Origin of the sequence: Nocardioides sp. NPDC101246, assembly GCF_044767415.1 — a bacterium.
Lineage (GTDB): Bacteria > Actinomycetota > Actinomycetes > Propionibacteriales > Nocardioidaceae > Nocardioides.
This window is the reverse complement of the sequence record NZ_JBIWNX010000012.1, coordinates 205,157-229,852: the sequence shown is the minus strand read 5'-3', so window position 1 is coordinate 229,852 and position 24,696 is coordinate 205,157. Positions and strand designations below refer to the sequence as shown.

General features: G+C 68.5%; 27 protein-coding genes and 1 tRNA gene. 14 read left to right on the top strand and 14 right to left on the bottom strand.

What is annotated here, in order from left to right:
• Positions 1-33: 33 nt before the first annotated feature.
• The gene (locus ACIRON_RS22200; protein ID WP_176883628.1) at positions 34-1,410 is read right to left on the bottom strand and encodes a UTP--glucose-1-phosphate uridylyltransferase; all 1,377 of its coding nucleotides are present in this window, start codon (positions 1,408-1,410) and stop codon (positions 34-36) included.
• Positions 1,411-1,433: 23 nt separating this feature from the next.
• On the opposite strand from ACIRON_RS22200, the gene ACIRON_RS22195 reads away from it, so the two are divergent.
• The 4 genes from ACIRON_RS22195 (at position 1,434) to ACIRON_RS22180 (ending at position 3,633) form a co-directional block, all read left to right on the top strand.
• Complete coding sequence (locus ACIRON_RS22195; protein WP_402995534.1) at positions 1,434-2,051, top strand: 5-formyltetrahydrofolate cyclo-ligase; 618 nt, start codon at positions 1,434-1,436, stop codon at positions 2,049-2,051.
• 59 nt (positions 2,052-2,110) lie between these two features.
• Positions 2,111-2,374, top strand: coding sequence for an FmdB family zinc ribbon protein (locus ACIRON_RS22190; RefSeq protein WP_402995532.1), 264 nt, complete (start codon positions 2,111-2,113; stop codon positions 2,372-2,374).
• A gap of 179 nt (positions 2,375-2,553) precedes the next feature.
• The gene (locus ACIRON_RS22185; RefSeq protein WP_402995530.1) at positions 2,554-3,213 is read left to right on the top strand and encodes an SAF domain-containing protein; all 660 of its coding nucleotides are present in this window, start codon (positions 2,554-2,556) and stop codon (positions 3,211-3,213) included.
• Between the two features lie 69 nt (positions 3,214-3,282).
• A complete protein-coding gene (locus tag ACIRON_RS22180; protein ID WP_378865531.1) occupies positions 3,283-3,633 on the top strand; it encodes an MscL family protein in 351 nt (116 codons plus the stop codon).
• Between the two features lie 26 nt (positions 3,634-3,659).
• Here ACIRON_RS22180 and ACIRON_RS22175 read toward each other — a convergent pair whose 3' ends face one another.
• Together ACIRON_RS22175 and ACIRON_RS22170 are read right to left on the bottom strand one after the other, a co-directional pair.
• Positions 3,660-3,863, bottom strand: a complete 204-nt coding sequence (locus ACIRON_RS22175) for a hypothetical protein (RefSeq protein ID WP_402995528.1) — start codon at positions 3,861-3,863, stop codon at positions 3,660-3,662.
• Entirely contained in the window at positions 3,863-5,956 is a 2,094-nt protein-coding gene (locus ACIRON_RS22170; protein WP_402995526.1) for an LCP family protein, read from the bottom strand. Before ACIRON_RS22170 ends, ACIRON_RS22175 begins: the two co-directional genes overlap by 1 nt.
• 203 nt (positions 5,957-6,159) lie before the next feature.
• Between ACIRON_RS22170 and ACIRON_RS22165 the strand changes: the two genes are divergently transcribed.
• Positions 6,160-6,232 (top strand) — tRNA-Arg (locus tag ACIRON_RS22165).
• Positions 6,233-6,272: 40 nt separating this feature from the next.
• On the opposite strand, the gene ACIRON_RS22160 is transcribed toward ACIRON_RS22165, so the two are convergent.
• Genes ACIRON_RS22160 through ACIRON_RS22140 form a run of 5 tightly spaced genes read right to left on the bottom strand, consistent with a single transcriptional unit; the run spans position 6,273 to position 10,714 of the window.
• Positions 6,273-7,478, bottom strand: coding sequence for a pyridoxal phosphate-dependent aminotransferase (locus ACIRON_RS22160; RefSeq protein WP_402995524.1), 1,206 nt, complete (start codon positions 7,476-7,478; stop codon positions 6,273-6,275).
• Positions 7,479-7,499: 21 nt separating this feature from the next.
• A complete protein-coding gene (locus tag ACIRON_RS22155; protein ID WP_218131244.1) occupies positions 7,500-8,171 on the bottom strand; it encodes a GntR family transcriptional regulator in 672 nt (223 codons plus the stop codon).
• Positions 8,172-8,192: 21 nt separating this feature from the next.
• On the bottom strand, positions 8,193-8,690 hold the full coding sequence (locus ACIRON_RS22150) for a flavin reductase family protein (protein WP_402995522.1): 498 nt from the start codon (positions 8,688-8,690) through the stop codon (positions 8,193-8,195).
• Between the two features lies 1 nt (position 8,691).
• Positions 8,692-9,123 carry an ester cyclase gene (locus tag ACIRON_RS22145; protein WP_402995520.1) on the bottom strand — a complete coding sequence of 144 codons (432 nt, stop codon included), beginning with the start codon at positions 9,121-9,123 and terminating at the stop codon, positions 8,692-8,694.
• Positions 9,116-10,714 (bottom strand): BCCT family transporter, encoded by a 1,599-nt coding sequence (locus tag ACIRON_RS22140; protein ID WP_402995518.1) that lies wholly within the window; start codon positions 10,712-10,714, stop codon positions 9,116-9,118. The genes ACIRON_RS22145 and ACIRON_RS22140 overlap by 8 nt, the downstream gene beginning before the upstream one ends.
• 242 nt (positions 10,715-10,956) lie before the next feature.
• Here ACIRON_RS22140 and ACIRON_RS22135 point away from each other — a divergent pair, with 242 nt between their 5' ends.
• The 6 genes from ACIRON_RS22135 to ACIRON_RS22110 are packed head-to-tail and all read left to right on the top strand — an operon-like array spanning position 10,957 to position 15,597.
• Entirely contained in the window at positions 10,957-11,562 is a 606-nt protein-coding gene (locus tag ACIRON_RS22135; protein ID WP_176883630.1) for an amino acid synthesis family protein, read from the top strand.
• A complete protein-coding gene (locus ACIRON_RS22130; RefSeq protein ID WP_402995515.1) occupies positions 11,559-12,110 on the top strand; it encodes an amino acid synthesis family protein in 552 nt (183 codons plus the stop codon). Before ACIRON_RS22135 ends, ACIRON_RS22130 begins: the two co-directional genes overlap by 4 nt.
• 10 nt (positions 12,111-12,120) lie before the next feature.
• Complete coding sequence (locus ACIRON_RS22125; protein WP_402995513.1) at positions 12,121-12,852, top strand: alpha/beta fold hydrolase; 732 nt, start codon at positions 12,121-12,123, stop codon at positions 12,850-12,852.
• The gene (locus ACIRON_RS22120) at positions 12,845-14,332 is read left to right on the top strand and encodes an aldehyde dehydrogenase (protein ID WP_402995512.1); all 1,488 of its coding nucleotides are present in this window, start codon (positions 12,845-12,847) and stop codon (positions 14,330-14,332) included. Before ACIRON_RS22125 ends, ACIRON_RS22120 begins: the two co-directional genes overlap by 8 nt.
• Positions 14,333-14,335: 3 nt before the next feature.
• Positions 14,336-14,557: a tautomerase family protein gene (locus ACIRON_RS22115; protein ID WP_402995511.1), complete on the top strand. Its 222-nt coding sequence runs from the start codon at positions 14,336-14,338 to the stop codon at positions 14,555-14,557.
• Positions 14,554-15,597, top strand: coding sequence for an LLM class flavin-dependent oxidoreductase (locus ACIRON_RS22110; protein WP_402995510.1), 1,044 nt, complete (start codon positions 14,554-14,556; stop codon positions 15,595-15,597). Before ACIRON_RS22115 ends, ACIRON_RS22110 begins: the two co-directional genes overlap by 4 nt.
• Positions 15,598-15,600: 3 nt before the next feature.
• On the opposite strand, the gene ACIRON_RS22105 is transcribed toward ACIRON_RS22110, so the two are convergent.
• On the bottom strand, positions 15,601-16,776 hold the full coding sequence (locus tag ACIRON_RS22105) for a saccharopine dehydrogenase family protein (protein WP_402995508.1): 1,176 nt from the start codon (positions 16,774-16,776) through the stop codon (positions 15,601-15,603).
• Between the two features lie 148 nt (positions 16,777-16,924).
• Between ACIRON_RS22105 and ACIRON_RS22100 the strand changes: the two genes are divergently transcribed.
• The 3 genes from ACIRON_RS22100 to ACIRON_RS22090 are packed head-to-tail and all read left to right on the top strand — an operon-like array spanning position 16,925 to position 18,892.
• A complete protein-coding gene (locus ACIRON_RS22100; RefSeq protein ID WP_402995506.1) occupies positions 16,925-17,686 on the top strand; it encodes a response regulator in 762 nt (253 codons plus the stop codon).
• 31 nt (positions 17,687-17,717) lie between these two features.
• A complete protein-coding gene (locus ACIRON_RS22095) occupies positions 17,718-17,984 on the top strand; it encodes a DUF2277 domain-containing protein (protein WP_091044268.1) in 267 nt (88 codons plus the stop codon).
• Positions 17,984-18,892, top strand: a complete 909-nt coding sequence (locus ACIRON_RS22090) for a Sir2 family NAD-dependent protein deacetylase (RefSeq protein ID WP_402995504.1) — start codon at positions 17,984-17,986, stop codon at positions 18,890-18,892. The genes ACIRON_RS22095 and ACIRON_RS22090 overlap by 1 nt, the downstream gene beginning before the upstream one ends.
• Here ACIRON_RS22090 and ACIRON_RS22085 read toward each other — a convergent pair.
• The 5 genes from ACIRON_RS22085 to ACIRON_RS22065 form a co-directional block, all read right to left on the bottom strand.
• Positions 18,878-19,144 carry a hypothetical protein gene (locus ACIRON_RS22085; protein ID WP_091042652.1) on the bottom strand — a complete coding sequence of 89 codons (267 nt, stop codon included), beginning with the start codon at positions 19,142-19,144 and terminating at the stop codon, positions 18,878-18,880. The genes ACIRON_RS22090 and ACIRON_RS22085 overlap by 15 nt on opposite strands.
• 228 nt (positions 19,145-19,372) lie before the next feature.
• A complete protein-coding gene (locus tag ACIRON_RS22080) occupies positions 19,373-20,059 on the bottom strand; it encodes a metal-dependent transcriptional regulator (RefSeq protein ID WP_091042654.1) in 687 nt (228 codons plus the stop codon).
• A 101-nt stretch (positions 20,060-20,160) separates the two neighbouring features.
• Complete coding sequence (locus ACIRON_RS22075; protein WP_402995501.1) at positions 20,161-20,661, bottom strand: MarR family winged helix-turn-helix transcriptional regulator; 501 nt, start codon at positions 20,659-20,661, stop codon at positions 20,161-20,163.
• On the bottom strand, positions 20,658-22,283 hold the full coding sequence (locus tag ACIRON_RS22070; protein ID WP_402995499.1) for an MDR family MFS transporter: 1,626 nt from the start codon (positions 22,281-22,283) through the stop codon (positions 20,658-20,660). Before ACIRON_RS22070 ends, ACIRON_RS22075 begins: the two co-directional genes overlap by 4 nt.
• A 353-nt stretch (positions 22,284-22,636) precedes the next feature.
• Positions 22,637-24,625 (bottom strand): ABC transporter ATP-binding protein, encoded by a 1,989-nt coding sequence (locus tag ACIRON_RS22065; protein WP_402995497.1) that lies wholly within the window; start codon positions 24,623-24,625, stop codon positions 22,637-22,639.
• Positions 24,626-24,696: the final 71 nt, after the last annotated feature.

The window sequence follows — 24,696 nt, the reverse complement described above, 5'->3', positions numbered from 1 at the left end:
GCCGCAGGCGGCCTCACGGCTCGACCAGCGGCGTCAGTCGGAGAGGATCGTGGCCGGCGCGACGCGTTCGGCGTTGGCGCCGTCGAGCGAGACCGCGCCGATGACCTGGACGCCCTTGCCGAAGGTCCAGTCGCCGTTGACGGTGAGCGAGGCTGCCTGGCGCAACGACGGCGCGCCCTCGGGGAAACGCTCGTCGAAGTTCGCGACGTACTTGTAGTAGTCGCCGTCCAGGTCGATGAACGGCACCACGTCGGCGACCTGGTCGAGCACGAAGTTGTCGCCGATGTCGTAGACGTCGGAGCGGAGGACGAGGAGGTCGTTGGTCGTCTTGACCGGGACAAACCGGTCGCGACCGACCTCGATCAGCTGCGAGCCCTCGAAGACCTCGATCGCGGCCCCCATGGCGGTCTCGATCTGGACGACCTTGGGGGTCTTCGGGTCGGCAGGGTCGACGGTCTTCTCGTTGCGGATCAGCGGCAGGCCGAGGATGCCGTCGCGCTCGGAGAGGACCTTCTTGAGCGCCTTGAGGTCGAACCAGATGTTGTTGGTCGAGCAGTACTTGTGGCGGTTGAGGTCCTGCAGCGCCACCTTGTCCTCGTCGAGCGTCTGCGCCGTCTCGCGCAGGATCAGGCGGCCGTCGGACTTGCGGCGCGCGAAGTGACCGCCCTTGCGGTCGCTCGCGGTGCGGCGTACGGCCTCGATGGCGAAGGGGGCGCCGGACTTGGCGAACCAGCCGGCGACCTTCTCGTCGGGGACGGCGCCGAGGTTGTCGGAGTTGGAGACGAAGACCCGCTCGTAGCCCTGCTCGATGAGCAGGTCGAGGAGCCCGGTGTCGAGCAGGGCGGTGTAGATGTCGCCGTGGCCCGGCGGGCACCACTCGAGCTCGGGGTCCTTGGGCCACTCGACCGGGGTCAGGTCGTCGACGAGCAGGCGCGGCTCACGGTTCTGCAGGAACTCCAGCGGCAGACCCTCGACCGGCAGGTCCTGGTAGCGCTCGAGCGCGGCCAGGCTGTCCTCGGAGGTGCGGAAGGAGTTCATCAGCAGCAGCGGGAGACGTACGTCGTACTTCTCGCGCATGTGCAGGATCTGGCGGGCGATCACGTCCAGGAAGCTCAGACCCTTGCGTACGCACAGCAGCGACTTCGCGCGGTCCATGCCCATCGAGGTGCCGAGGCCACCGTTGAGCTTGATCACCGCGGTGGTGGAGATGGCGGCGTGCGCCTCCTCGTCGCTGACCGCGGCGTCGCTGATCGATGGGATGTCGACCGGCTCGATGGTCCCCTCTGGGATCATCCCGGTCTCACCGTGCTCGAGCTGGCGGTAGTAATGTGCGAATGTCTGCACCGCGACGTCGTCGACGCCGGCATCGCGCATCTTCGCCATTGCCTTGGCCAAACCTGGGCTACCCATAGAGGAAAGCCTAGGCTGTCGTTGTGTCGGGTTCACACACCCCTCCGGGTTCTGATGGTCCAGCCCCCGCTGACTTCGTGGGGCGCAAGACTGCCTTACGTGACCAGTTGCTGACTACCCGGGGGCGCATCGGGCTCCCTCGGCTGGGCTCGCTCGCGCGCGCCCTGTCGCAGGTGGTCACTGATATTCCAGACGTACGCAGCGCCGGAACGGTTGCTCTCTACGTCTCGATCGGCACCGAACCGGGCACCGGACCGCTGATCGACGCCCTCGAGGCTGCTGGGAAACGGGTCCTGCTGCCCTGCCTGCTGCCGGACAACGACCTGGACTGGGCCTACTACGACGGAGAGCTGGTCCGGGCGCCGCGGGGTCTGCTGGAGCCCGGCGGGGAGCGGCTGGGCGTCTCCGCGGTCTCCACCGCCGATGTGGTGCTCATCCCGGGCCTGGCGGTCGATGCGGACGGGTTCCGGATGGGACGGGGTGGCGGCTCCTACGACCGGGTCCTGGCTCGGGTGCCGGCCGGCACCCTCACCTGCGTGCTCCTCTACCCGTGGGAGATCGGGGTCTCGGTGCCGGTGGAGCCGCACGACCGGGCGGTCGGAGCGGCCGCGAGCGCGGAGGGAATGCGGCGCTTCTCCTAGGCGTTCGCTAATATTGGCAGTCGCGCCCGTCGAGTGCCAGATTCTGTTCTAGGAGAAACGTGCCCACCTATCAGTACGCCTGCACCGAGTGCGGCCACGCCTTCGACCAGTTCCAGAGCTTCAGCGACGCCTCGCTGACCGAGTGCCCCGAGTGCGGCGGCAAGCTGCGCAAGGTCTTCAGTGCCGCCGGCGTCGTCTTCAAGGGGTCCGGCTTCTACCGCACGGACTCCCGCTCGGGTTCGTCCTCGTCGACCTCTTCGTCGTCGTCCTCGTCGACCACCTCCTCGACCCCGGCACCCGCTGCCTCCGGGTCTTCCGACTGACCGAGACGTCACCCGCGTCGGCCGAGGCGTCACATACGGCGGCCGAGATGGCACTTCCGTGACCACTCGGCCGACGTAAGTGACGCCTCGGCATTGGTTTTCCACAGGGTTGTCCACAACATGTTCGGGGCTGTGGATAGCGGGATGCGGGAATCGAGTGAGCGACTTAGCGTGCCCGCATGTTCACTCGAATCACGTCCTTCTCCCGCCGCGTACGCCGCGGGGTCCTCGCCCACCGACGCCTGCTGGCGTTCCTGCTGACCGCCTCGGCGGTCGCGATCGGGTTCTCGGCCACCCGGCCGGACCCACCCGACGTCTCGACGATGGCGGTCGCCTCCCGAGATCTTCCGGTCGGCACGGTCCTCACCGCCGCCGACCTCACCGACGTCTCGACCGACCCCGCCAACGTGCCCGTCGACATCGCCGAAGCGCCGCTCGGTGAGCGCCTCGCGGCACCCCTGCGGCGCGGCGAGCCCGTCACCGACGTACGTCTCGTGGGTCCTGAGCTGACCGAAGGACACCCCGACCTGGTGGCCGTCCCGGTCCGGCTTCCCGACGCCGAGATGGCCGGGTTGCTCCGAGTCGGCGACACCGTGGACCTCTACGCCACCGACCCCGCCACAGCCGAGACCGCCCAGGTCACCACCGACACGCTGATCCTCAGCCTCCCTCAGCGCGCGGAGACGAGCCGCGATGATTCCATGGAACAGGGAAAGACCGAAGGGTTTGGCGTCACGAACACTTCGGCGGGGCGTCTGGTCATCGTCGGAGTCGCCGAGAAGAGCGTCGAGGACGTCACATCAGCAGGGGTGGGTGGCTACCTCACCTTCGCCTACTGACGGCCAACGCACGCCACATCCGGGGTCTCCTACACCTCACACAAAATGAGCAACAGGAGAAAGCAAGACATGGACGGTTTCAAGAAGTTCCTGCTCCAGGGCGACCTGATCAAACTCGCGGTCGCCTTCATCATGGGTGCCGCGTTCGCGTCGGTGGTGACAGCCACCGTCACGGTGATCATGGACCTGATCGGCAAGCTCGGCGGCACGCCGGACTTCTCCGGCTGGACGCCCGGCGGCGTCCACCTCGGCGACTGGTTCACCGCGGTGATCGCCTTCCTCATCATGGCTGCGGTCGTCTACTTCATGATCGTGAAGCCCTACACCGCCGCCAAGGAGCGCTACTTCCCGGACCCCGACCCGGGCGAGACCGAGATCGACATCCTCAAGCAGATCCGCGACAGCATCGCCGTTCGCTGACTTATCCGCGTCGTCAAGGTGCCGTCTCACCCACCGTGGTGAGGCGGCACCTGCGATTTCAGCCATCGGTCCGACGCCGACTCCTCCGACTCCGCCGACGACTCCCGCTCGTCGCTGGTCGTCTCGGGAAGTACGTCGCCGAAGATCCGCGCCAGCCTCTGCTTGCGCTTCCACTCCGGCTCCTCCGGCTCGACAGGCCCTGCCGTCTCGGACGAGGTGTCCTCAGCCATCAGCAGAGACCCGCGCGCTCGCGTGCCGCCTTGGCGTCCTCGGCGATCTGAGCGAGCTCTTCCTCGGAAGCACCAGTGCTGGCGCCGTCGGAGGAGGAGGTGTCCGAGGACTCACCGGACTCGGCTTCTTCGGAAGGCGTGGTCTCCGCGGTCTCGCCGTCGGTCGTGCTGCCGTCCGAGGCCCCGTCGCCGGAGCTCTCGCTCTTCTTGCCGGAAGCCTGTCCGGCATCCAGCGCTCCGGCAGCGATCTTCTTCGTCAACGGTTGGTCGTTGGCGATCGCCTTGAAGACGTTCCTGGCCTTGTCCTTATCGAGGACGACAGTGGCAGTGGGGTTCTGAGGATCAGCCATGACCGGAATCGTCAGGAACTTGACGTTCTCCATCCCGATGCTCTTGAACCCGGCCCCGATCTTCGCCATCGTGTCGAGGTTGCTCTTGAGACCCTGGTCCATGGTCAGGCCCTTGGTAGCAGCGTTCAGGAAGCTGAGCACCTTGGTCGGGCTGGACAAGGTGTCGCCGGAGAGAAGTTGGGCCACCATCGCGCCGATGAAGGCCTGCTGTCGCTTTGACCGGTCAAGGTCCCCACCATCGCCGAGGACCTTTCCAGTGTCGGCCCGTACCCCATGACGCATCCGGACGTATTCCAGCGCCTTCTTGCCGTTGAGCGTCTGGGGACCAGCCTTGAAGTGCGCACCGGTGTACTTATCGTCGACCGCTGCAGGCAGGCAGACATTGACCCCGTCGATCGCGTCGACCATGCCCTTGAAGCTGGCGAAGTCGACCACGACGACGTGATTGACCTCCACCTTGCATTTCTCTCCACAGAGTTCATCGGATACCGACTTGATCTGCTCGATCGTGCAGGACGGACCTGCTAGCGAGAACGCCTCGTTCCAGCGTACGTATTCGGCGGCATCGGTCTCGTCGCCACTGTCCTCGTTCTTGCACGCGGGCCGGTTCACCATCGTGTCGCGAGGGATGGAGACGCCGTAGGCAAACTTCCGGTCGCCAGAGAGGTGCAGCAAGATGTTCGTGTCGGAGCGTTGACCCTCGTCGGTCAGCCCATCGACGTTGCAGCCCTCGCAGTCGCGGCTGTCCGAGCCCATCACGAGGATGTTGATCGGCTCCTTCGGACCAACATCCGCCACTTCCTCACCGAGGCTGACAGTGTTGATGTTCCCGGTGAGATGCCGATAGGTGTAGACGGTGAACAGCCCGACGACCAGCGCCAGCACGATCAGCGAGGATCCCAGGACCTGCCAGACGCTGATCCTCGGCTTGTCGCGCTCGTCCGCGGGATAGGGAGCATACGGCTCCTGGTAGCCATCCTCGGACGGATACTCGTCATAGGGCTCGTCGTCATAGCCGGCTGCGTACGCAGCGCCCCGGCGCCCCGGGGCGGGATAGGCCTCGTGGCGGGCCTCGTGCAGCTCGTCGCGCGAGGACGTACGCCCTCGGGGCCGGTCGGCCGGATCAGGCCGGGGCGCGACCGCGGTCGCGCCGGGGTCGTTCCAGTCGAACTCGCGGGCAGCCGGCGGAGCGAGCTGTTGGTCGGGGGCCTTGGGCGAGGGAGGAGCGGGGTGAGGATCCTGGCGGTACCACTCCTGCGCAGGCGCGACCGCGGTCTCCTCGGCGGAGGGAGCCGCGGCCGGCGGCGGAGGTATTCGGCCCGCGGGGCGCGGGGTCTCGCGCAGCGGCGGGGCTACGGCCGTCACGTCCGGGGCGTTCCACTCCTGCGGCGCGGGCGGCACAGGCGCAGGACCCGGGTTGCCACGGCCCAACGCCTGATAGCGCTCGGCCCGGGTCGGCTCTCTACGCACCGGTTCTGCGCGCGGCTGCTCGACGGCGGGCGGCTCCGGCCGCGCCGGCTCCTGACGAGCGGCCCGGCGGCCACCGCCCGATGATCCCGGCCCGGGAGGCGGCGGCGACACGAACTCGGACTGCGGACGCGCGGCCCGCCGCCCACCACCGGGCTCCGCGGATGGCTGGTCGGTCGGTACGTCGGCGACCCGAGCACCACGACCCGACGGAGTCCCCCCGGACTCGTCGTTCGCAGGCTCGTCGGCGCCGTACATCCACTCGAATCCGGACACGCCGGAGCCTGAATCCGCACCCCCACGTCGGGGAGGCATGGAGGAGTCAGGCATAGATCACCGTCATTCGTCGCTGGACTTCGGGGGGATTCGGGTTGAGTCGACGGTGACTCAACCTACGCGAGCGCACCAAGTTTGGCCCCTCACCGCATCGAACCCCAAACCGTAGTATTACCCGCCACCATGGCAAGATATCCGCGAATGCCCCAGTAGCTCAGTGGATAGAGCAGCCGCCTCCTAAGCGAAAGGTCGCAAGTTCGACTCTTGCCTGGGGCACAACAAGCACCAGAAGCCTGGACCGAGGCGACGGTGAATCTCACGCGAACAGCTTCTGCAGCCGTCCGACGCCCTCGACGAGGTCGTCGTCGCCCAGCGCGTAGGAGAGCCGCAGGTAGCCCGGAGTGCCGAACGCCTCGCCCGGGACGACCGCGACCTCGGCCTCGTCGAGGATGTAGGCCGCCAGGTCGGCCGAGGTGTCGATGACCTTGCCGTCGTACGACTTCCCGAGCAGCCCCTTGACCGACGGGTAGACGTAGAACGCACCTTCGGGGGTCGGGCAGTAGACACCGTCGATCTCGTTGAGCATCGCGACGATCGTCTGCCGGCGCCGGTCGAAGGCGACCTTCATCTCGTCGACGGCGGTCAAGTCACCGGCGAGCGCCGCGATGGCGGCGCGCTGGGAGACGTTCGAGACGTTGGAGGTCGCGTGGCTCTGCAGGTTGGTGGCGGCCTTGACGAGGTCGGTGGGGCCGACCAGCCAGCCGACCCGCCAGCCCGTCATCGCGTACGTCTTGGCGACCCCGTTCACGATGACGCAGTGGTCCCGGAGCGAGGGGCAGAGGACGGGCAGGGAGCCGGTCGAGACGCCGTCGTAGAGGAGGTGCTCGTAGATCTCGTCGGTCAGCACCCACAGCTCGTGCTCCTCGACCCAGGCGCCGATGGCCCGGATCTCGTCGGCGGTGTAGACGGCGCCGGTCGGGTTCGACGGGGAGACGAAGAGGAGCACCTTGGTGCGCTCGGTGCGCGCCGCCTCGAGCTGCTCGACGGTGACCTTGTAGTCCTGGGTCTCGTCGGCCACCACCTCGACGGCGACGCCCCCGGCGAGCTGGATCGACTCGGGGTAGGTGGTCCAGTAGGGCGCCGGGACGATCACCTCGTCGCCCGGGTCGAGCATGGTCGCGAAGGCCGAGTAGATGGCCTGCTTGCCGCCGTTGGAGACCAGGACCTGCGCCGGCGTGATCTCCAGTCCCGAGTCGCGAAGGGTCTTCTCGACGATGGCCTGCTTGAGCTCCGGCAGGCCGCCGGCGGGCGTGTAGCGGTGGTTCTTCGGATCCCGAGCGGCCTCGACGGCGGCGTCGACGACATAGGACGGCGTCGGGAAGTCGGGCTCGCCGGCGCCGAACCCGATGACCGGGCGGCCCTCCGCCTTGAGCGCCTTGGCCCTGGCGTCGACCTTGAGCGTGGCGGACTCGGCGATGGCACCGATACGGGCGGAGACGCGGCGGTCACGAGGCGAAGTCATAGCGCAGATCCTAGGTCGGCCTCAGCCGGGCAGCTGAAGCCCGGCCATCAGCGCCTGGCGGCTGGCGCGTACGTGCTCCCGCATCACCCGCTCGGCGCTGTCGCCGTCCTTGGCGATGATGAGCTCGAGGACGAGGTGGTGCTCGCGGTCGGACTGGAGGGCCCGCCCGGGTTGGCTGAGCGAGGTCGTGACCAGGCGGGCGTAAGCGAGCTGGTTCATCAGGGTCCGGTAGTGGGACTCGAGCTTGCCGTTGTCGGCGCCGCGGATCAGCAGATCGTGGAACTCGCCGACCAGCCGGGCGTAGGTGTCCCGGTCGTCGCGGGCGACCGCGGCGTCGGCCTCGCGGAGGTTCTCCTCCAGCGCGTCGACCTCGGGCACCCGACCCCGCTGCGCCAGCAGCCGGGCGGCGGCCCCCTCGAGCAGCTCCTTCATCTCGAAGAGCTCGGTGATCTCCCGACGGGACGGCGTGGTGACGAAGGTGCCGACCCGCGGGCGCACCTCGACCAGACCCTCGGTCTGCAGCTGCTTGAGCGCCTCGCGCACCGGGGTGCGGCTCACCCCGAACTCCTCGGCCAGCGCGAGCTCGGACAGCGGCGCGCCCGGGTCGATCGCACCGGTGATGATGCGCTCACGGAGCCCCTCTATGACGCGGCCCTGCATCAGGCTCGACGTCCCGTTCGGACGTGCACTCATCCGACTCTCCCCCTGTGGTCGTCAGCCCAGGCTCGGCAGCGCCGAGCCGTCGAAGAACTGGCCGGAACTGTAAACCATCGCGGCCCGCTCGGAGGCCGTGGCGTGAAGGACGCGGCAGATGAACACGGTGTGCGTGCTGGCCTGCAGCCGCTCCCGGATCTCGACCTCCATCTGCGCGCTGCTGCGCTCGATGAGCGGGCTGCCGTGCGGCCCGGGGACCCAGTCGACCTGCGCGAACTTGTCCGGCGACTTGCCCGCGAACACGTTGACGACGTCGAGCTGGTCGACCGAGAGGATGTTGATCGCCAGGTGGTCGGTCGTATAGAGGCAGTCGTGCGTGGAGGACGTACGTTGCACGCAGATCATCACCGTCGGCGGGTCGAGCGAGATGCTGGCGAAGGCGTTGACCGCCAGGCCGCGGGGCGTCTCCTCGTCCATCGCCGTCACGACGGTGACACCGGTGACGAACTTCCGGTTGACCTGCTTCATGGTGTCGAGGTCGGGGCTTGCGACGGTCATCTCAGTTGTCCTCTCCGACGTGGATGATGCCGAGGGCGGCCAGGAGCGCCCGCGGGTCCCAGGTGACGTGCTCCTCGACGACGAGGCCGTCCTCGAAGCGGGCGAAGGTCGCGCCGCTCACCACGACCTTCTTCCGGGTCGGCGGCACGCCCAGGAAGCCGTGGGTGTGGGTGCCGGTGCTGTGCCACCGGATCGCGGCCAGGTCGCCCTCGACGACGACGTCGTCGACGGTCGTGACCAGGTCGGGGAAGGAGGAGCGGGTCGTGAGGATCATCGCCTTGAGCGCCTCGAGGTCCTGCGCCTCGGTGTTTCCGCTGGTCACCCGGCGGTAAGCGGGTGCGATGAGATCGTCGAGCGCGTCGACCTCCCCGTCGTCCCAGGCGGCACCCCAGGCCGTCACGATCGCCCGGCGGCGGGCTTCGGGGTCATGCATCGTGGTTCTCCTTCAGGTTGGATCGGGCGTCCCTCCGGTCGGCGGAGAGCTCCTTGTAGAAGGCGACCGCCAGCCCGGCGATGATCACCAGGAAGGGCAGCGAGGTGACGATCACGGTGTTCTGCAGGGCGCTCAGTCCGCCGGCCAGCATGAGGACGATGGCGGTGATGCCGGTGAGGACGCCCCACAGGATCAGCACCCAGCGGCGCGGGTCGAGCGAACCCTTGGAGGTCATCATCGACAGGACGTACGTGTTGGCGTCGGCGCCCGAGACGAAGAACATGACCACCAGCAGGATCGCGATCGCCGAGGTGAGGCCGGCCAGCGGGAAGTGGTCGAGGGTCGCGAAGAAGGCGCTGTTGATGTCGGTCGCGGTCTGCTGGGCGATGTCACCGCCCTCGTAGAGATCGATGTGGATCGCGGTGCCGCCGAAGACGGTGAACCAGGTGAAGAAGACGACGCTCGGGACCACCAGCACACCCACGATGAAGCCGCGGATCGTACGTCCCTTGGAGATGCGCGCGAGGAAGACGCCGACGAAGGCGCCCCAGGACACCCACCAGGCCATCATGAAGTAGGTCCACCACTGCATCCACTCCAGGCCACCGAAGGCGGTGCCCTGCAGGCTCATCCGGAAGAAGTCGCTGGCCCACATGCCGATCGACTCGGTGTAGAGGTTGGCCACGAACACGGTCGGACCGACGACGAGGACGAAGACGAAGAGCGCCACGGCGAGGACCGAGCTGGCCTGGCTGAGGTATTTGATGCCCTTGCTGACCCCGGTGACCGCCGACATCGTGAAGACGGCGGTGACCGCGGCGATGATCAGGACCTGGCTGACCGAGGTGACCGGCATGCCGAAGAGGCGCGCCAGACCGTTGTTGACCTGCAAGGCCCCCAGGCCGAGCGAGGTGGTGGTCCCGAACAGGGTCGAGAAGACCGCGAGGACGTCGATCAGCTTGCCGATCGGCCCGTTCACCCGCTCGCCGAGCAGCGGGTAGAACAGCTGGCTGACCAGCGTCGGGCGGCCCTTGCGGTAGGTCGAGTAGGCGATCGCGAGCCCGAAGATGGCGAAGATCGCCCAGGCCTGCAGACCCCAGTCGAAGTAGGAGTACTGCATCGCGCGCACCGCGGCCGCCGGGGTGTTGGGGTCGGCCAGGCCGTGCGGCGGGGTGGCGAGGTGCGAGATCGGCTCGGCGACGCCGTAGGACACCAGGCCGATGCCCATGACCGCGCTGAGGATCATCGCGAACCAGGTGATGGTGCTGAACTCCGGACGGTCGTGGTCCTTGCCGAGCCTGATGTCGCCGGCCGGGCTGAACGCCAGGAACACCAGGAAGATCAGGATCGCCAGCGTCACCACGAGGTAGGTCCAGCCGAACGTCGAGGTCACCCAGTTGAGCGAGTCGGCGGTGACGGCGTTGAGGTTGTCGGTGAACAGCACCGCCCAGGCCACGAAGACCGCCGAGACGCCCACGCTGGCCCAGAACACCGACCCCAGTCGGTTGGCCCTGCGGTCGTCGTTCCCTGCGGACGGGGGCGGCAGCTCGTCGACGGCAACCGCCGTCGCGGTATCGAGATGGTCGGTCATGGGGGACCTCCCCTTGTCAGAGTCGAAGTGTCGAAGTCGAGGGGCCAGTCGCGATGCGCTCTGGCATACAAGAGGACGTTACGCACGTCACAAACATGCTGTCAAGGGGTGGCATACAAGCAGATGTCGTACGCCCCGAAGTTAACGTTTCTGCAGGTTAAGCGGATGAGTCAGGCTCATTTCCGAGAGCCTCACCCGAACGGTCTTGACGTATGCAAGAGCACCGTCTTATGGTCTGTTGTATGCAAGAGATTCCCTGGCTGCGCAAGCTGGTCACCTACCGCGACGAGGTCGTGCTCGAGGCCGGCCGCACTCCCGCCGTTCCCGCCCGGCGCGCCAGCGTCGCGGCCGTCATCAGCAACCCGTGGCTGGGCACCGGCCCGGAGCAGGACCTGAGCGAGGCGGTCGCGGAGATCGCGCCGACACTCGCCCGCCTGCTGACCGACCGGCTCCTCGACTCCCTCGGCGGCGTCGACGCCGTCGAGGCGTTCGGCAAGGCCGCTCTGATCGGCTCCGCGGGCGAGATCGAGCACGGCGGCGCGCTGATCCACACGCCCTACTTCGGCAACCTGATGCGCGAGTTCCTCGGCGGCGAGTCGATCATCTGCTTCGCCGACACCCGTGCCGACGCCGGCCAGCCGCTCGTCGTCCCGCTGTGGCACAAGACCCACGCGGCGACCCGCAGCCACTACCAGACCGTCGACGTACGCGTCTCCGACGCACCCCGCGCCGGCGAGATCGTCGTCGTCGCGGCCGCCTCCACCGGCCCCCGGCCGCACCCGCGGATCGGCGACCGCTCCACCGACCCCGCCATCACGTCCCTCACCCTGGAAGGTGCCCCGTCATGAACGTCCGCAAGATCGTCACCGTCGTCGAAGAGATCCGCTCCGAGGGCGGCCGGCCGGTGTCGCCGCCCGCGAAGGTGGCGATCGTCGCCGCCGTCATCGACAACCCGTGGGCCGGTCAGGGCTTCGTCGAGGACCTCGGCCCCGGCATCGACGAGAACGCCTCCGACCTCGGCGCACTCATCGCCCCGCTGGTGATCGAGGCCCTCGAGGAGGTGCCCGAGGCGTACGGGAAGGCGGCGATCGTCGGCCTGGACGGCGAGATCGAGCACGGCTCGGCGCTGATCCACACGCTGAAGTTCGGCGACCACTTCCGCAAGGCGGCCAACGCGACGACGCTGCTCCCGGCCGTCGAGAAGCGCGGCCCGGCGGGCGTGCTGTTCGACATCCCGCTCAAGCACATCACCGACGCGACCATCCGCTCCCACCACCAGACCGTCGAGGTCCGGATCCCCGACGCGCCTCACCCCGGCGAGATCGTCGTCGCGCTGGCCGCCGCCGCGCAGGGACGCCCGCAGCAGCGGCTCGCGGCGCTCTCGACCGAGCAGTGAGCTGACGACCGTGGCCCGCCCCACCGTGGTCCTCCTGCACGGAGTCGGTCTCGACCGCTCCGTGTGGGAGCCGCTCACCGAGCTGATCGGAGGGCGGTACGACGTCGTCGCGCTGGACCTGCCGGGCCACGGCAGCCGGCAGCCGGTGTCCGCCGGCATCACCCTGAGCGACCTCGCCGACGGTGTCGCCGAGTCGATCCCGGCCGGCGCGCACGTCGTCGGGTTCTCGCTGGGCGCCCTGGTCGCCCAGCACCTCGCCGTCCACCGCCCCGACCTGGTTCGGACCCTGACCTGCGTGAGCTCGGTCTGCGACCGCACCCCCGACGAGCGGACCGCGGTGCTCGCCCGGCTCCGGGTCGCCGAGTCCGCGCTCGCGGCCAGCTCGGAGGCCTCGATCTCGCGTTGGTACGACGGCACCGACGTCCCTGAGCAGATCGTCGCCCACACCCGCGAGGTCCTGCTCGCCAACGACGAGGAGTCCTTCCTCGCCTGCTACCGGGTGTTCGCCACCGCGGACGCCGAGATCGCGCCCCACCTCGGTTCGATCGCGGTCCCGACGCTGGCCATCACCGGCGCCGAGGACCCCGGCTCGACCCCGGAGATGTCGCGCCGGCTCGCGGCCGCGGTGCCGGGAGCATCGGCCGTCATCGTGCCCGGCGCCCGCCACATGCTTCCCGTACAGGACCCGGCGGCCCTCGCCGCCCACCTGACCGCCTTCATCGGAGAGTCCGCCCATGTCTGAGACCAAGCGCCATCACCACTTCATCGGCGGCGAGCACGTCGCCCCGAGCTCCGGCGAATACTTCCCCAGCATCAATCCCGCCACCCGCGGCGTGCTCTACGAGGCCGCGCGCGGCGGCGCCGAGGACATCGACCGTGCGGTACGGGCCGCCCGCGCCGCCTTCGAGGACCCGGCCTGGCGCGACCTGAGCCAGACGAAGCGGGGCCACCTGCTGCGCCGGCTCGGCGACCTGATCGGCGAGAACGCCGAGGAGCTCGCCCGGATGGAGTCGAGCGACAACGGCAAGCTCCTGCGCGAGATGCGCGGCCAGCTGGCCGGTCTGCCCGAGTATTACTACTACTACGCCGGACTGGCCGACAAGATCCAGGGCTCGACGATCCCGACCTCGGACCGCCGCGTACTCAACTACACGACGCGCGAGCCGCTCGGCGTGGTCGGCGCGATCACCCCGTGGAACTCTCCGCTGACGCTCACCACGAGCAAGCTCGCCCCGGCGCTCAGCGTCGGCAACACCGTGGTGATCAAGCCGTCCGAATACACCTCCGCCACCGTGCTGCGGCTGGCCGAGCTCGTGCTCGAGGCAGGCTTCCCGCCCGGTGCGGTCAACGTGGTCACCGGCTTCGGCGCCGAGGCCGGCCAGGCGCTGGCCGACCACCGCGACATCGCGAAGATCTCCTTCACCGGGAGCACCGCCACCGGCGCCCGGATCGCCGCGAACACCGCCAGCCGGTTCATCGGGTCGACGCTGGAGCTGGGCGGCAAGTCCCCCAACATCGTCTTCGAGGACGCCAACGTCGCCAACGCCGCGATGGGCGTCGTGGCCGGGATCTTCGCCGCCGCGGGCCAGACCTGCATCGCCGGCAGCCGGGTCTTCGCCCACCGCTCCGTCTACGACGAGCTCCTCGAGCGCGTCACCGAGCGCGCCCGGACCATCAAGATCGGCGACCCGCTCGACGAGGCGACCGAGCTCGGCCCGCTCGCCTTCGAGGACCAGCGAGACAAGGTCGCCGGCTACGTCGACCTCGGCCGCTCCGAGGGCGCCAAGGTCCTGACCGGCGGCAACGCCACCGACGCCGGCCTCGGCGGCTTCTTCTACGAGCCGACCGTCCTGGTCGACGTCGACAACGACATGCGCGTCGTACGCGAGGAGATCTTCGGCCCGGTCGCCGCGATCATGCCGTTCGAGACCGAGGAGGAGGTCCTCCGGCTCGCCAACGACACCGAGTACGGACTGGCCGCCGGCGTCTGGACGAGCAACCTCTCCCGGGCCCACCGGGTCGCCGACCGGCTCGAGGCCGGCACCATCTGGATCAACACCTACCGCGCGATGTCGCCGATGTCGCCGCGCCAGGGGTTCAAGAACAGCGGTGTCGGCATCGAGCACGGCACCGAGACCATCAAGGAGTACACCCGCCTCAAGAGCGTGTGGGTGAACACCAGCGAGGACCCCGTCGCCGACCCGTTCGTGCTGCGGAGCTGAGCGATGCCCAACGTCGAGATCACCCTGGGCGCCGGCCGCTCCCCCGAGCAGCTGCGCGACCTGATCCACGAGGTGCACGGCGCGGTCCTCCGCACCGTCGGCACCCGCCCCGAGCACGTCCGCGTCGTCGTACGCGAGGTCCCGCGGTCGCTGTGGGCGACCGGCGACGTGACCCTCGCCGAGATGGACGCAACCACCACCACCGAGATGAAGGAGCCGTCATGAGGTTCTCGTTGTTCGCACACATGGAGCGCTGGGACGAGCAGGTGACGCATCGTCAGCTGTTCGAGGACCTCACCGAGCTCACCCTGATGGCCGAGGCCGGCGGGTTCAGCACGGTGTGGATCGGCGAGCACCACGCCATGGAGTACACGATCTCCCCCAGCCCGATGCCGCTGCTGGCCTACCTGGCCGCGCGCACCTCGACCATCCGCCTCGGAGCGGGCACCATCATCGCGCCGTTCTGGAACCCGCTCCGGGTCGCCGGCGAGTGTGCGCTCCTCGACGTGATCAGCAACGGCCGGATGGAGGTCGGGCTGGCGCGCGGGGCGTACCAGATCGAGTTCGACCGGATGGCCGACGGGCTGGCCGCCTCCGACGGCGGCAAGCACCTGCGCGAGCTGGTCCCGGCGGTGCGCGAGCTGTGGCAGGGCGACTACGCCCACGACGGCGAGATCTGGCAGTTCCCGACCTCCACCAGCGTGCCGAAGCCGGTCCAGCAGCCGACCCCGCCGATGTGGATCGCCGCGCGGGACCCTGCCTCCCACGACTTCGCCGTCGCCAACGGCTGCAACGTCATGGTCACTCCGCTGATGAAGGGCGACGAGGAGGTCGCGGCGCTCAAGGACAAGTTCGACACCGCGGTCGCCGACCACCCCGAGGTCGAGCGCCCCGACCTGATGGTGCTGCGCCACACCCACGTCCACTCGGCCGACGACCCCGAGGGCTGGCGCCCGGCCGCGGCCGGCATCTCCCGCTTCTACCGCACCTTCGACGCGTGGTTCGGCAACAAGACCACCCCGGTCAACGGCTTCCTCGAGCCCAGTCCGGAGTCGAAGTTCGAGGGCCGCCCCGAGTTCGAGCTCGAGTCGCTGCACCGCACCGCCATGATCGGCACCCCGGAGGAGGTCATCGAGCGCCTGCGGACGTACGAGGAGCTCGGCATCGACGAGTTCAGCTTCTGGATCGACAACAGCCTCTCCCACGAGGAGAAGCGCGCCTCCCTCGAGCTGTTCATCAAGGAGGTCGTGCCGGCCTTCGCCTAGTCGTCAGCCGGCGTCGACGACCTCGAACCGGATCCCGGCGGCCTGGAGCCGCTCGAGCAGCGCATCGCCCATCGAGACCGCCGTGGTCACCGACCCGGCGGTCTCGGGCAGCGTGTCGAAGGCCAGGCAGAGCGCCGACTCGGCGAGCATCTTCGCCGTCTCGGTGTAGCCGGGGTCGCCGCCGGAGACCTTGGTGTGGATCTTCCGGCCGCCGGACTCGGCGACGAAGTCGACCGTGAACCACGACTTCTCCCGCCGACCCTCGGAGGGCCCGGTGCCCTGCTTGACCCGCTCGCCGAGCTTGGCCCGCAGCGGCGGCACCTGCATCGCGAGGGCCAGGGCGCCGACGCCCACCACGCCGCCGACGGCGAACCTCAGCGTCTTGGTCCCGGCGAAGTGCGAGTAGGTGAAGGCCGGACCGTACGCCTCCAGGGCCCGCCCGGAGCGGGCGACGATGAACGGGTCGATCGTCGGTAGCGGCAGCAGCCAGTAGCCGAGCTCGCGGTCGCGGCCGAGACTCGGCTTAGCGGCTCGAGACCTACGCCCCACCGGCCGCTCCTCGATCGCCCGGCGCTCGCGCGAGGCCGCGGCCATCTCACGGGGCCGCGACATCTGCCCCAGGGCCGAGTGGAAGGTGCCGCCGGAGAAGGTGGCGTTGGAGCGGACGACGCCCTTCATCGTCAGCGGCCCGGTGATCTCGCCGCCGGCGGCGAGCTCGCGCACCGTGTAGAAGGCACCGAGGTCGTGCGGGATCGAGTCGAACCCGCAGGCGTGCACGATCCGGGCGCCGTTGGCGCGGGCGGTGGCGTCGTACTTCACGAACATCCGGTCGACGAACTCCGGTTCTCCGGTCAGGTCGACGTAGTCGGTGCCGGCCTCGGCGCAGGCCTTGACCAGCGGCTCGCCGTACTCCAGGTAGGGCCCGACGGTGGTGATCACGACGCGAGCACGAGCCGCGAGCGCGGCCAGCGAGGATGAGTCGTGCACATCGGCCTGGAGGAGCTCGACGTCGGCGGAGCCGAGCGCGTCGCGGACGGTCTCGAGGCGCGACAGGGAGCGTCCCGCGAGCGCCCAGCGCAGTCCCTCGGGCGCGTGCTCGGCAAGATATCCGGCGACCAGACCGCCTGTGAATCCGGTCGCGCCGAACAGGACGATGTCGAGATCGCGGGAAGACGTCATAACCGCTACCTTTCCAGAAGCAACGAAATCCGAGACGGCACGGGTCTCTCAGTGATCAAATGTTGCATCAATAGGGATACTCTTGAGCGGTTTCTTTCGGCATCATCCCCAACAACGAGATGAGTGAGACGAGCCTGTGGGCGACGCGGTGATCAGCGTTCTGCTGGCCGACGGCCACGATGTCGTGCGTGTCGGCGTGCGTACGGTCCTGCTGCCCGAGCCCGATATCGAGGTCGTGGGTGAGGCCCGCACCGCCGCCGAGGCACGCATGCTGATCGCGACGCTCCGTCCCGACGTACTCATCATGGACGCCCACATGCCCGACGCCTCAGGCGTGGCGCTGTGCCGCGAGGCGCTGGCGATGAAGAGCGACATCCGCTGCATGATCCTGGCCAACGACGCCGACGACGAGGTGATGAGCCAGGCGATCATGGCCGGTGCGGCCGGTTACGTGCTCAAGCAGATCGAGGCGACGAGCCTGGTCTCCGGCGTACGCCTGGTGGCCAGCGGCCACACCCTCTTCGACCCCGAGGCGGCCGCCAAGGTGGTCCAGAACGTCGAGCAGCGCCGTCGGATGCACGAGGTGGTCGCCGACCTGACCCCGCAGCAGCGACGGATCCTGGTGCTGCTCGCCGAGGGCATCTCCAACCGCCAGATCGCCGACCGCCTGGTGCTGGCGGAGAAGACCGTGAAGAACCACATCACCGGTCTGCTCGCCAAGCTCGGCGTCAGCCACCGCACCCAGGCCGCCCTGATGGCGAGCCAACTGCTCGAGGAAGGTGTCGTGCCGCGGCCGGCGCCCCCTGCCGACGACGTGCGGCAGGCCAAGGGACCCGCGACCAACGGCGGGCCGATGCCCCCGCATCCGCGTGGCCAGGCCCCCTCCCACACCCCCGGCCGATCCCGATAACCGTCGCGTCGATCCAGGTACCGTGGATGGCATGTGCCGCAACATCCGCCCGCTCCACAACTTCGAGCCGCCCGCCACCAACGATGAGGTCGCCGCTGCCGCCCTGCAGTTCGTGCGCAAGGTGAGCGGCACCACCAAGCCTTCGGCCGCCAACCAGGAGGCCTTCGACCACGCCGTCGCCGAGATCGCCCACATCACCCGGCATCTCCTCGACGATCTGGTCACCAACGCTCCCAAGAAGAACCGCGAGGTCGAGGCCGCGAAGCGCAAGGCTCGCGCCGAGGCGAGGTACGCCTGATGCCCCTCGCCCCCGGGGCGATAGCCGAGGATTCGTACGCATCAGCCCTGGCTCTCCTCCAGGACCGGCGCCTCGTGGTGCTGACCGGGGCCGGCGTCTCGACCGACTCGGGCATCCCCGACTACCGCAGCCCGGGAAGCCCGTCACGGCAGCCGATGACCTACCAGCAGTTCATCTCGGGGCCGCAGGAGCGGCAGCGCTACTGGGCGCGCAGCCACCTCGGCTGGCGACGGATGGGCAGCGCGGTGCCGAACGCCGGCCATCGCGCCCTGGCCGCGATCGACCCCGAGCTGCTGATCACCCAGAACGTCGACGGTCTGCACGAGCAGGCGGCGCCGGAGCTGGCCCGGAGCGGCCGGATCGTGACGCTGCACGGCCGCGTGAGCGACGTGATCTGTCTGTCCTGCCGCACGCTGAGCCCGCGCCGCGAACTCCAGGAGCAGATGGAGGCGCTCAACGCGGGCTGGGCCGAGGCGCACGCGGATGTGGAGACCCGGCCGGACGGTGACGTCGCGCTCGAGGAGACCCAGGACTTCGTCGTGCCCGACTGCGAGATCTGCGGTGGCATCCTCAAGCCGGACGTCGTCTTCTTCGGCGAGAACGTCCCCAAGGATCGGGTCGCCCGGTGCATGGCGGCGGTCGACGCGTTGGCGGGGCCGGGAAGTGTCGAGCTCCGCGGCGAGCGGCACGAGGGGGAGGGCGTGCTGCTCGTCGCGGGCTCGAGTCTGGCGGTGATGAGTGGCTATCGATTCGTGCGCCGGGCGGCGAAGGCCGGGATCCCCGTCGTCATCGTGAACCGCGGCGCCACCAGGGGCGATGGGGAGGCTACGTACAAGCTGGAGGTCGGGACCAGCGAGTTCCTCACCACCTTGGCACAGAGCAGGTTCAGCGGCTCAGGCAGAGCGTGACTGCGGCAGGTCGGCCATGCGGCCGGCGGCCTCGTCGACGGAGAGTCTGGCACCGATGAAGAAGTGGTAGACCGGGCCTTCGTCGATCAGCAGCACCTTGGCGCTGTGGTAGTCGCCGCCGAGGTCGGTGAGCACGATCTCCTCGCCGCGCTCGAGGTGTCGGGTCAGGCCGGTGTCGGTGTGGTGGACGGCGACTGGGCGGAACGTCTCATCCAGCTCGCGGCCGCGAGCGGGCAGATGAACGACCTCCATAGAGCTCTCCCCTCCGGAGACCCCCGCAAGTCTCGACATGACAATTGCTGAAGGTCTCGCTCCAGCAGGTCTTGCACGTCAAACATAAGCATCTAGGACGTAATCGGTCCAGAGTCGTGTGCCAGATTCTGCTGACGTCGAGAGAATTTCACCCGCGGTTACAAAAGAGGGCGCAGCGTTGCCACTTCGAAGACGACTCGTGGAGCCGATCGGGGACGAATCTGCGGGTCAGAGGGCCTTGACGAAGATATGGTCGGCGGCCTCGGGGATGATCTCCGCGGTCTCCCCACCGGAGCCGAGCATGACCCCGTCGGCGGTCGCCTTGATGGCGACGGTCTGGTCCGGGGTCGCACCGACTCGGCGCAGGGCGCTCATCAGCGACTCGTCCTTCTGCATCTCCTCGGAGATGCGGCGCACCAGGACCGTGGCCCGCTCGGAGGTCGCCGCGGCCGTGAGCGACTGGACGCCGGCCATGAAGTCCTCGTCGGCGGGCTTGCCGCCGAGCTCGTCGAGACCGGGGATCGGGTTGCCGTAGGGCGACTCGGTCGGGTCGCCGAGCAGGTCGAGCAGTCGCTTCTCGACCGTGTCCGACATGACGTGCTCCCAGCGGCACGCCTCCTCGTGGACGAGCTCCCAGTCGAGGCCGATGACGTCGGTGAGCAGCCGCTCGGCGAGGCGGTGCTTGCGCATCACCCGGGTGGCGAGGCGAAGGCCCTCGTCGGTGAGCTGCAGGTGGCGGTCACCCTCGACGGTGAGCAGACCGTCGCGCTCCATCCGGGCGACGGTCTGGGAGACCGTGGGGCCGGACTGGTGGAGACGCTCGGCGATGCGGGCGCGCAGCGGAACGATTCCCTCTTCGACCAGCTCGTAGATGGTGCGGAGGTACATCTCGGTGGTATCGATGAGATCGCTCACGGGCTAATCCTACATCCTTGAATCAGTCAGAAAAACCGAACCCAGCAGGGTGTGTCCCGAGCGAAGTCGGCCTGCAGGAGAGATCATCACTGCACGATCCCCTAGGAGCCCTGGCGTTCTAGGGCTTCGTTGTATCTGGAAAGCATAGCGCTGAGCCGGTCGATGTCGTCGGGACTCCAGTCGGCCAGCCGGTCGTTGAAACGTACGCGGCGCTCCCGGGTCACCCGGTCGAGCCCGTCGCGGGCCCCGGCGGTCACCGAGACCAGGCTGGCCCGCCCGTCCTCGGGATCGGGGTGGCGCTCGAGCAGGCCCAGGTCGATCATGGCCTGCACCATCCGGCTGACCGCTCCCTTGTCGATCCCGAGTCCGTCGACCAGCGCGGAGGCACGCACCGGACCACGCTCGGCGATCCAGGTCAGCATCAGGTAGCCGCCGGGAGGCAGATCCGGGTGAATCATCCGGCCGCGTGCCTTCATCGCCCGCTTGGCCCGCCACACGAGCACACCGACCTCGGACTCGAGCCGGCTGAGCGACTCGGCGCGCGGGCCGTCGTCGACCTGCTCGCCCTGGGCGGCGTTGTCCATGGCTGGCACCTCTGTCATCTGCGGCCGGCTCCTCCCGCCTCGAGCTCGGCGGCGACCTCAGGAGCGATCTCTTCCTCGGTGAGGTCCTCGATCGTAGTCTTGAGCGGAACCTCCTTGATACCCAGGATCGCAACCAGCGCGACGACCGCGCAGGGGATGGCCACCAGGAAGAGATCGGCCGTGGCGACGGCGAAGGCGTGCTCGTAGAGCGCCTGCATCGCGCTCGGCATGCCGGCCGGGTCGGCGAGCCCGCCGCTCTGCAGGCTCTGGAGCTCCTCGGGGGTGATCTTTCCGCTGGCCACCAGCTCGGGGACGCCGTCGGTGATGACGTCCTCGACCCGGTGGGAGAGCACGGCGCCGAGCGCGGCGATGCCCATCGAGCCGCCCATCGACCGGAAGAAGGCGACGACCGAGGAGCCGGCACCCATGTCCTTGCTGTCGAGGTTGTTCTGCACCGCGAGGACGAGGTTCTGGTTGGTGGCACCGACACCGAGACCGACGACGGCCATGAAGGCGCCGACCAGGGCAAGGTTGGTGTGCTCGTCGATCGTGCTGAGCAGGTAGAGCCCGATCGGCAGCATGATGCCGCCGAAGACCAGGTAGCGCTTCCAGCGCCCGGTGGAGCTGATCAGACGTCCGGTGATCATTCCCGCGCCGGAGAGCCCGAGCACCATGCAGATCGACATCAGGCCGGCGTGGGTCGGCGTCATCTCGCGAGCGGTCTGGAAGTACTGCTGCAGGTAGACCGTCGCACCGAACATGCCGGCACCGACGAAGAACGAGGCAAAGGTGGAGAGGACCATCGTGCGGTCCCGGAAGAGGCGCAGCGGGATGATCGGCTCCTTGGCGAACCTACCCTCGACCAGGATCGCGAGGGCCAGCACGACGACGCTGCCGGCCACCAGGGCGTACGACGTCAGCGAGGCCCACTCGAAGGAGCTGCCACCCAGGGTGACCCAGATCAGCAGCGTCGAGACACCGGCGACCAGGAGGAAGGCGCCGAGGTAGTCGATGCTGACCTCGCGGCGTACGTGCGGGAGGTGCAGGGTCTTCTGGAGCAGGATGAAGGCGACCACGGCGAACGGCACGCCGACGTAGAAGACGCCGGGCCAGCCGACCGGGGAGTCGACGATCACGCCGCCTACCAGCGGGCCGATGACCGTCGCCAGCGCGAAGACGGCACCGATGTAGCCGGAGTAGCGGCCGCGCTCACGCGGGGGGACGATCATCGCGATGATCACCTGGATCAGCGCGACGATGCCACCCATGCCGAGGCCCGCGATGACGCGGCCGGTGATGATCACCGGCATCGAAGGAGCAAGTCCACAGATCGCCGAGCCGACGATGAAGAGACCGAGGGCGACCTGGACCAGGACCTTCTTGTTGTAGAGGTCGGCGAGCTTGCCCCAGATCGGGGTGGTCGCGGTCATCGCCAGCATGCTCGAGACGACGATCCAGGTGTAGCCGCCCTGGGTGCCGTCGAGGTCGGTGACGATCCGCGGCAGGGCGTTGGCGACCGACGTGCTGGACAGCATGGCGACGAAGAGCGCCATCAGCAGGCCGGAGAGGACCTCCATGATCTGGCGGTGGGTCATCTGCGGCGCCGCGATGGCCTGCGAGGACTGCTGGGACTCTGACAAGTGTGGACTCGGCTCTCACGCGAATTGGTTGAACATCGGCAACCAATGTACGTCGGATTAGTTGCTAAACACAACTTGTCGCCGGTCACGGCTGGTCCTGACAGTCCGAAAACGGGGCGACCCGCAGACGGGCCAGGTGGCCAACCCGGTGGATGAGTCCGGTACGCCTGCGGGTCGGGTGGCTGCCGTTGGATTGCCAGCCCTAATCCATAGTTGGAGAAGCTGCTAGCGAGCAGCCACCTCACGCATCCGATCGTTCTTCATCTGATCAGATCACCTCCTTTCCCGTGTGCCTCAACGGTAGGCGCCGAGGCAGGCCGGGTTCAAAGGGTTATTTCTCAGAGCCTCACACCTCAGGCCGGCTCCTCCACGAGAGCGTGGCTGAACTGCGACTGGTAGAGCTCGGCGTACGCACCCTTGGCCTCGAGCAGCTCGGCATGGTTGCCCTGCTCGACGATCGCGCCGTCGCGCATGACCAGGATCAGGTCGGCGTCGCGGATCGTGGAGAGCCGGTGGGCGATCACGAAGGACGTACGGTCCGAGCGCAGCGCCGCCATGGCGTGCTGCAGGAGCAGCTCGGTGCGCGTGTCGACCGAGGAGGTGGCCTCGTCGAGGATCAGCAGCGACGGCTCGGCGAGGAAGGCGCGCGCGATGGTGACCAGCTGCCGCTCGCCCGCCGAGAGGTTGCCACCCTGGTCGGTGATCAGGGTGTCGTAGCCGTCCGGCAGCGAGTGCACGAACCTGTCGACGTACGTCGCCCGGGCCGCCTCGAGGAGCTCCTCCTCGGTCGCGCCCGGCCGTCCGTAGAGGATGTTGTCGCGGATCGTGCCCTCGAAGAGCCAGGTGTCCTGGAGCACCATGCCGGTGCGTTCGCGCAGGTCGGAACGGGGAATCGAGGCGATGTCGACTCCGTCGAGGGTGATCCGGCCGGCATCGAGCTCGTAGAACCTCATGATCAGGTTGACCAGGGTGGTCTTGCCGGCACCGGTGGGGCCGACGATCGCGACGGTCTGCCCGGGACGGGCCACCAGGGACAGGTCCTCGATGAGCGGCCGGTCCTCGTCGTAGGAGAAGCTGACGTGCTCGAACCGGACCTCGCCGGCTCCGGCTCCGCTCAGCCCAGCGCCGACGTCGGGCGACTGCTCCTCGGCGTCGAGCAGCTCGAAGACCCGCTCGGCCGAGGCCACGCCCGACTGGAGCAGGTTCATCATCGAGGCGAGGGTGGTGATGGGCTGGGTGAACTGGCGCGAGTACTGGATGAAGGCCTGCAGGTCACCCAGGCTCAGGGCTCCGCTGGCGACGCGGAGCGAACCGATCACGCAGACCACCACGAACATCAGGTTGCCGACGAACATCATCAGCGGCATCAGGATCCCGCTGATGAACTGGGCCTTGAAGGACGCGGCGAAGAGCTTGTCGTTCTCCTCGGCGAAGGTCTTCTCGACCTCCTCCTGACGCCCGAAGACCTTGACCAGGTCGTGGCCGGAGAAGGTCTCCTCGATGTGGCCGTTGAGCTTGCCGGTGTGGCGCCACTGGGCCACGAACTGGCCCTGCGACCGCTTCATCACCGCGCCGGTCACCACCAGCGAGACCGGCACCGCGAGCAGCGCGATCAGGGCCAGCACCGGGCTGATCCAGAACATCATGAACAGCACCGTGACCAGCGTGAAGAGAGCGGTCAGCACCTGGCTGAAGGTCTGCTGCAGGGTCTGGCTGATGTTGTCGATGTCGTTGGTGACCCGGCTGAGCAGCTCGCCTCGCGGCTGCTTGTCGAAGTAGGACAGCGGGACGCTGTGGACCTTCTTCTCGACGTCCTCACGCAGACCCTTCACGGTGCCCTGGACGACCGAGTTGAGGATCCAGCCCTGCACGAAGGAGAGCAGGGAGGCGACGAGGTAGACGGCGAGCACGACGAGCAGCGCGCTGCGCAGGGCGTCGAAGTCCACGCCCTGGCCCGGGGTGACGTAGTCCATCCCGGAGAGCATGTCGGCGAGCGTGTCGTCGCCCTGGGCACGCAGACCCTCGACCGCCTGCTCCTGGGTCACCCCCGCCGGCAGCTGCCTGGAGAAGACACCGCCGAAGATGATGTTGGTCGCCTTGCCCAGCAGCCACGGTCCCAGCGACATCAGCGTCACGCTGATCAGGGCGAGCACGATCGTGGCGGAGGCATGGACCTTGTACGGCGCCATCCTTCGCAGCAGCCGCTTCGCCGAGGGGACGAAGTTCATCGCCTTGTCCCCCACCGCGCCGCCCGCGCCCATCGGGCCCGGGCCGCCCTGGGGACGTACGATCCGCTCGGTCTTCTTCATCTGGCCGTTCTGGCCGGCCTTCGGGTCGCTCATGCCGCGGCCTCCTCCTCGGATGCTGACCGAGGTATCTCGGTGCGGATGCAGTTCCCTCGTGGAGTTCCACG

Coding starts and splice junctions, on each gene's coding strand:
- ACIRON_RS22200 (WP_176883628.1), bottom strand. CDS start 1,410: ATGGGTAGCCCAGGTTTGGCCAAGGCAATGGCGAAGATGCGCGATGCC.
- ACIRON_RS22185 (WP_402995530.1), top strand. CDS start 2,554: ATGTTCACTCGAATCACGTCCTTCTCCCGCCGCGTACGCCGCGGGGTC.
- ACIRON_RS22180 (WP_378865531.1), top strand. CDS start 3,283: ATGGACGGTTTCAAGAAGTTCCTGCTCCAGGGCGACCTGATCAAACTC.
- ACIRON_RS22175 (WP_402995528.1), bottom strand. CDS start 3,863: ATGGCTGAGGACACCTCGTCCGAGACGGCAGGGCCTGTCGAGCCGGAG.
- ACIRON_RS22160 (WP_402995524.1), bottom strand. CDS start 7,478: ATGACTTCGCCTCGTGACCGCCGCGTCTCCGCCCGTATCGGTGCCATC.
- ACIRON_RS22155 (WP_218131244.1), bottom strand. CDS start 8,171: ATGAGTGCACGTCCGAACGGGACGTCGAGCCTGATGCAGGGCCGCGTC.
- ACIRON_RS22150 (WP_402995522.1), bottom strand. CDS start 8,690: ATGACCGTCGCAAGCCCCGACCTCGACACCATGAAGCAGGTCAACCGG.
- ACIRON_RS22145 (WP_402995520.1), bottom strand. CDS start 9,123: ATGCATGACCCCGAAGCCCGCCGCCGGGCGATCGTGACGGCCTGGGGT.
- ACIRON_RS22140 (WP_402995518.1), bottom strand. CDS start 10,714: ATGACCGACCATCTCGATACCGCGACGGCGGTTGCCGTCGACGAGCTG.
- ACIRON_RS22135 (WP_176883630.1), top strand. CDS start 10,957: ATGCAAGAGATTCCCTGGCTGCGCAAGCTGGTCACCTACCGCGACGAG.
- ACIRON_RS22130 (WP_402995515.1), top strand. CDS start 11,559: ATGAACGTCCGCAAGATCGTCACCGTCGTCGAAGAGATCCGCTCCGAG.
- ACIRON_RS22120 (WP_402995512.1), top strand. CDS start 12,845: ATGTCTGAGACCAAGCGCCATCACCACTTCATCGGCGGCGAGCACGTC.
- ACIRON_RS22115 (WP_402995511.1), top strand. CDS start 14,336: ATGCCCAACGTCGAGATCACCCTGGGCGCCGGCCGCTCCCCCGAGCAG.
- ACIRON_RS22110 (WP_402995510.1), top strand. CDS start 14,554: ATGAGGTTCTCGTTGTTCGCACACATGGAGCGCTGGGACGAGCAGGTG.
- ACIRON_RS22105 (WP_402995508.1), bottom strand. CDS start 16,776: ATGACGTCTTCCCGCGATCTCGACATCGTCCTGTTCGGCGCGACCGGA.
- ACIRON_RS22095 (WP_091044268.1), top strand. CDS start 17,718: ATGTGCCGCAACATCCGCCCGCTCCACAACTTCGAGCCGCCCGCCACC.
- ACIRON_RS22090 (WP_402995504.1), top strand. CDS start 17,984: ATGCCCCTCGCCCCCGGGGCGATAGCCGAGGATTCGTACGCATCAGCC.
- ACIRON_RS22085 (WP_091042652.1), bottom strand. CDS start 19,144: ATGGAGGTCGTTCATCTGCCCGCTCGCGGCCGCGAGCTGGATGAGACG.
- ACIRON_RS22075 (WP_402995501.1), bottom strand. CDS start 20,661: ATGACAGAGGTGCCAGCCATGGACAACGCCGCCCAGGGCGAGCAGGTC.
- ACIRON_RS22065 (WP_402995497.1), bottom strand. CDS start 24,625: ATGAGCGACCCGAAGGCCGGCCAGAACGGCCAGATGAAGAAGACCGAG.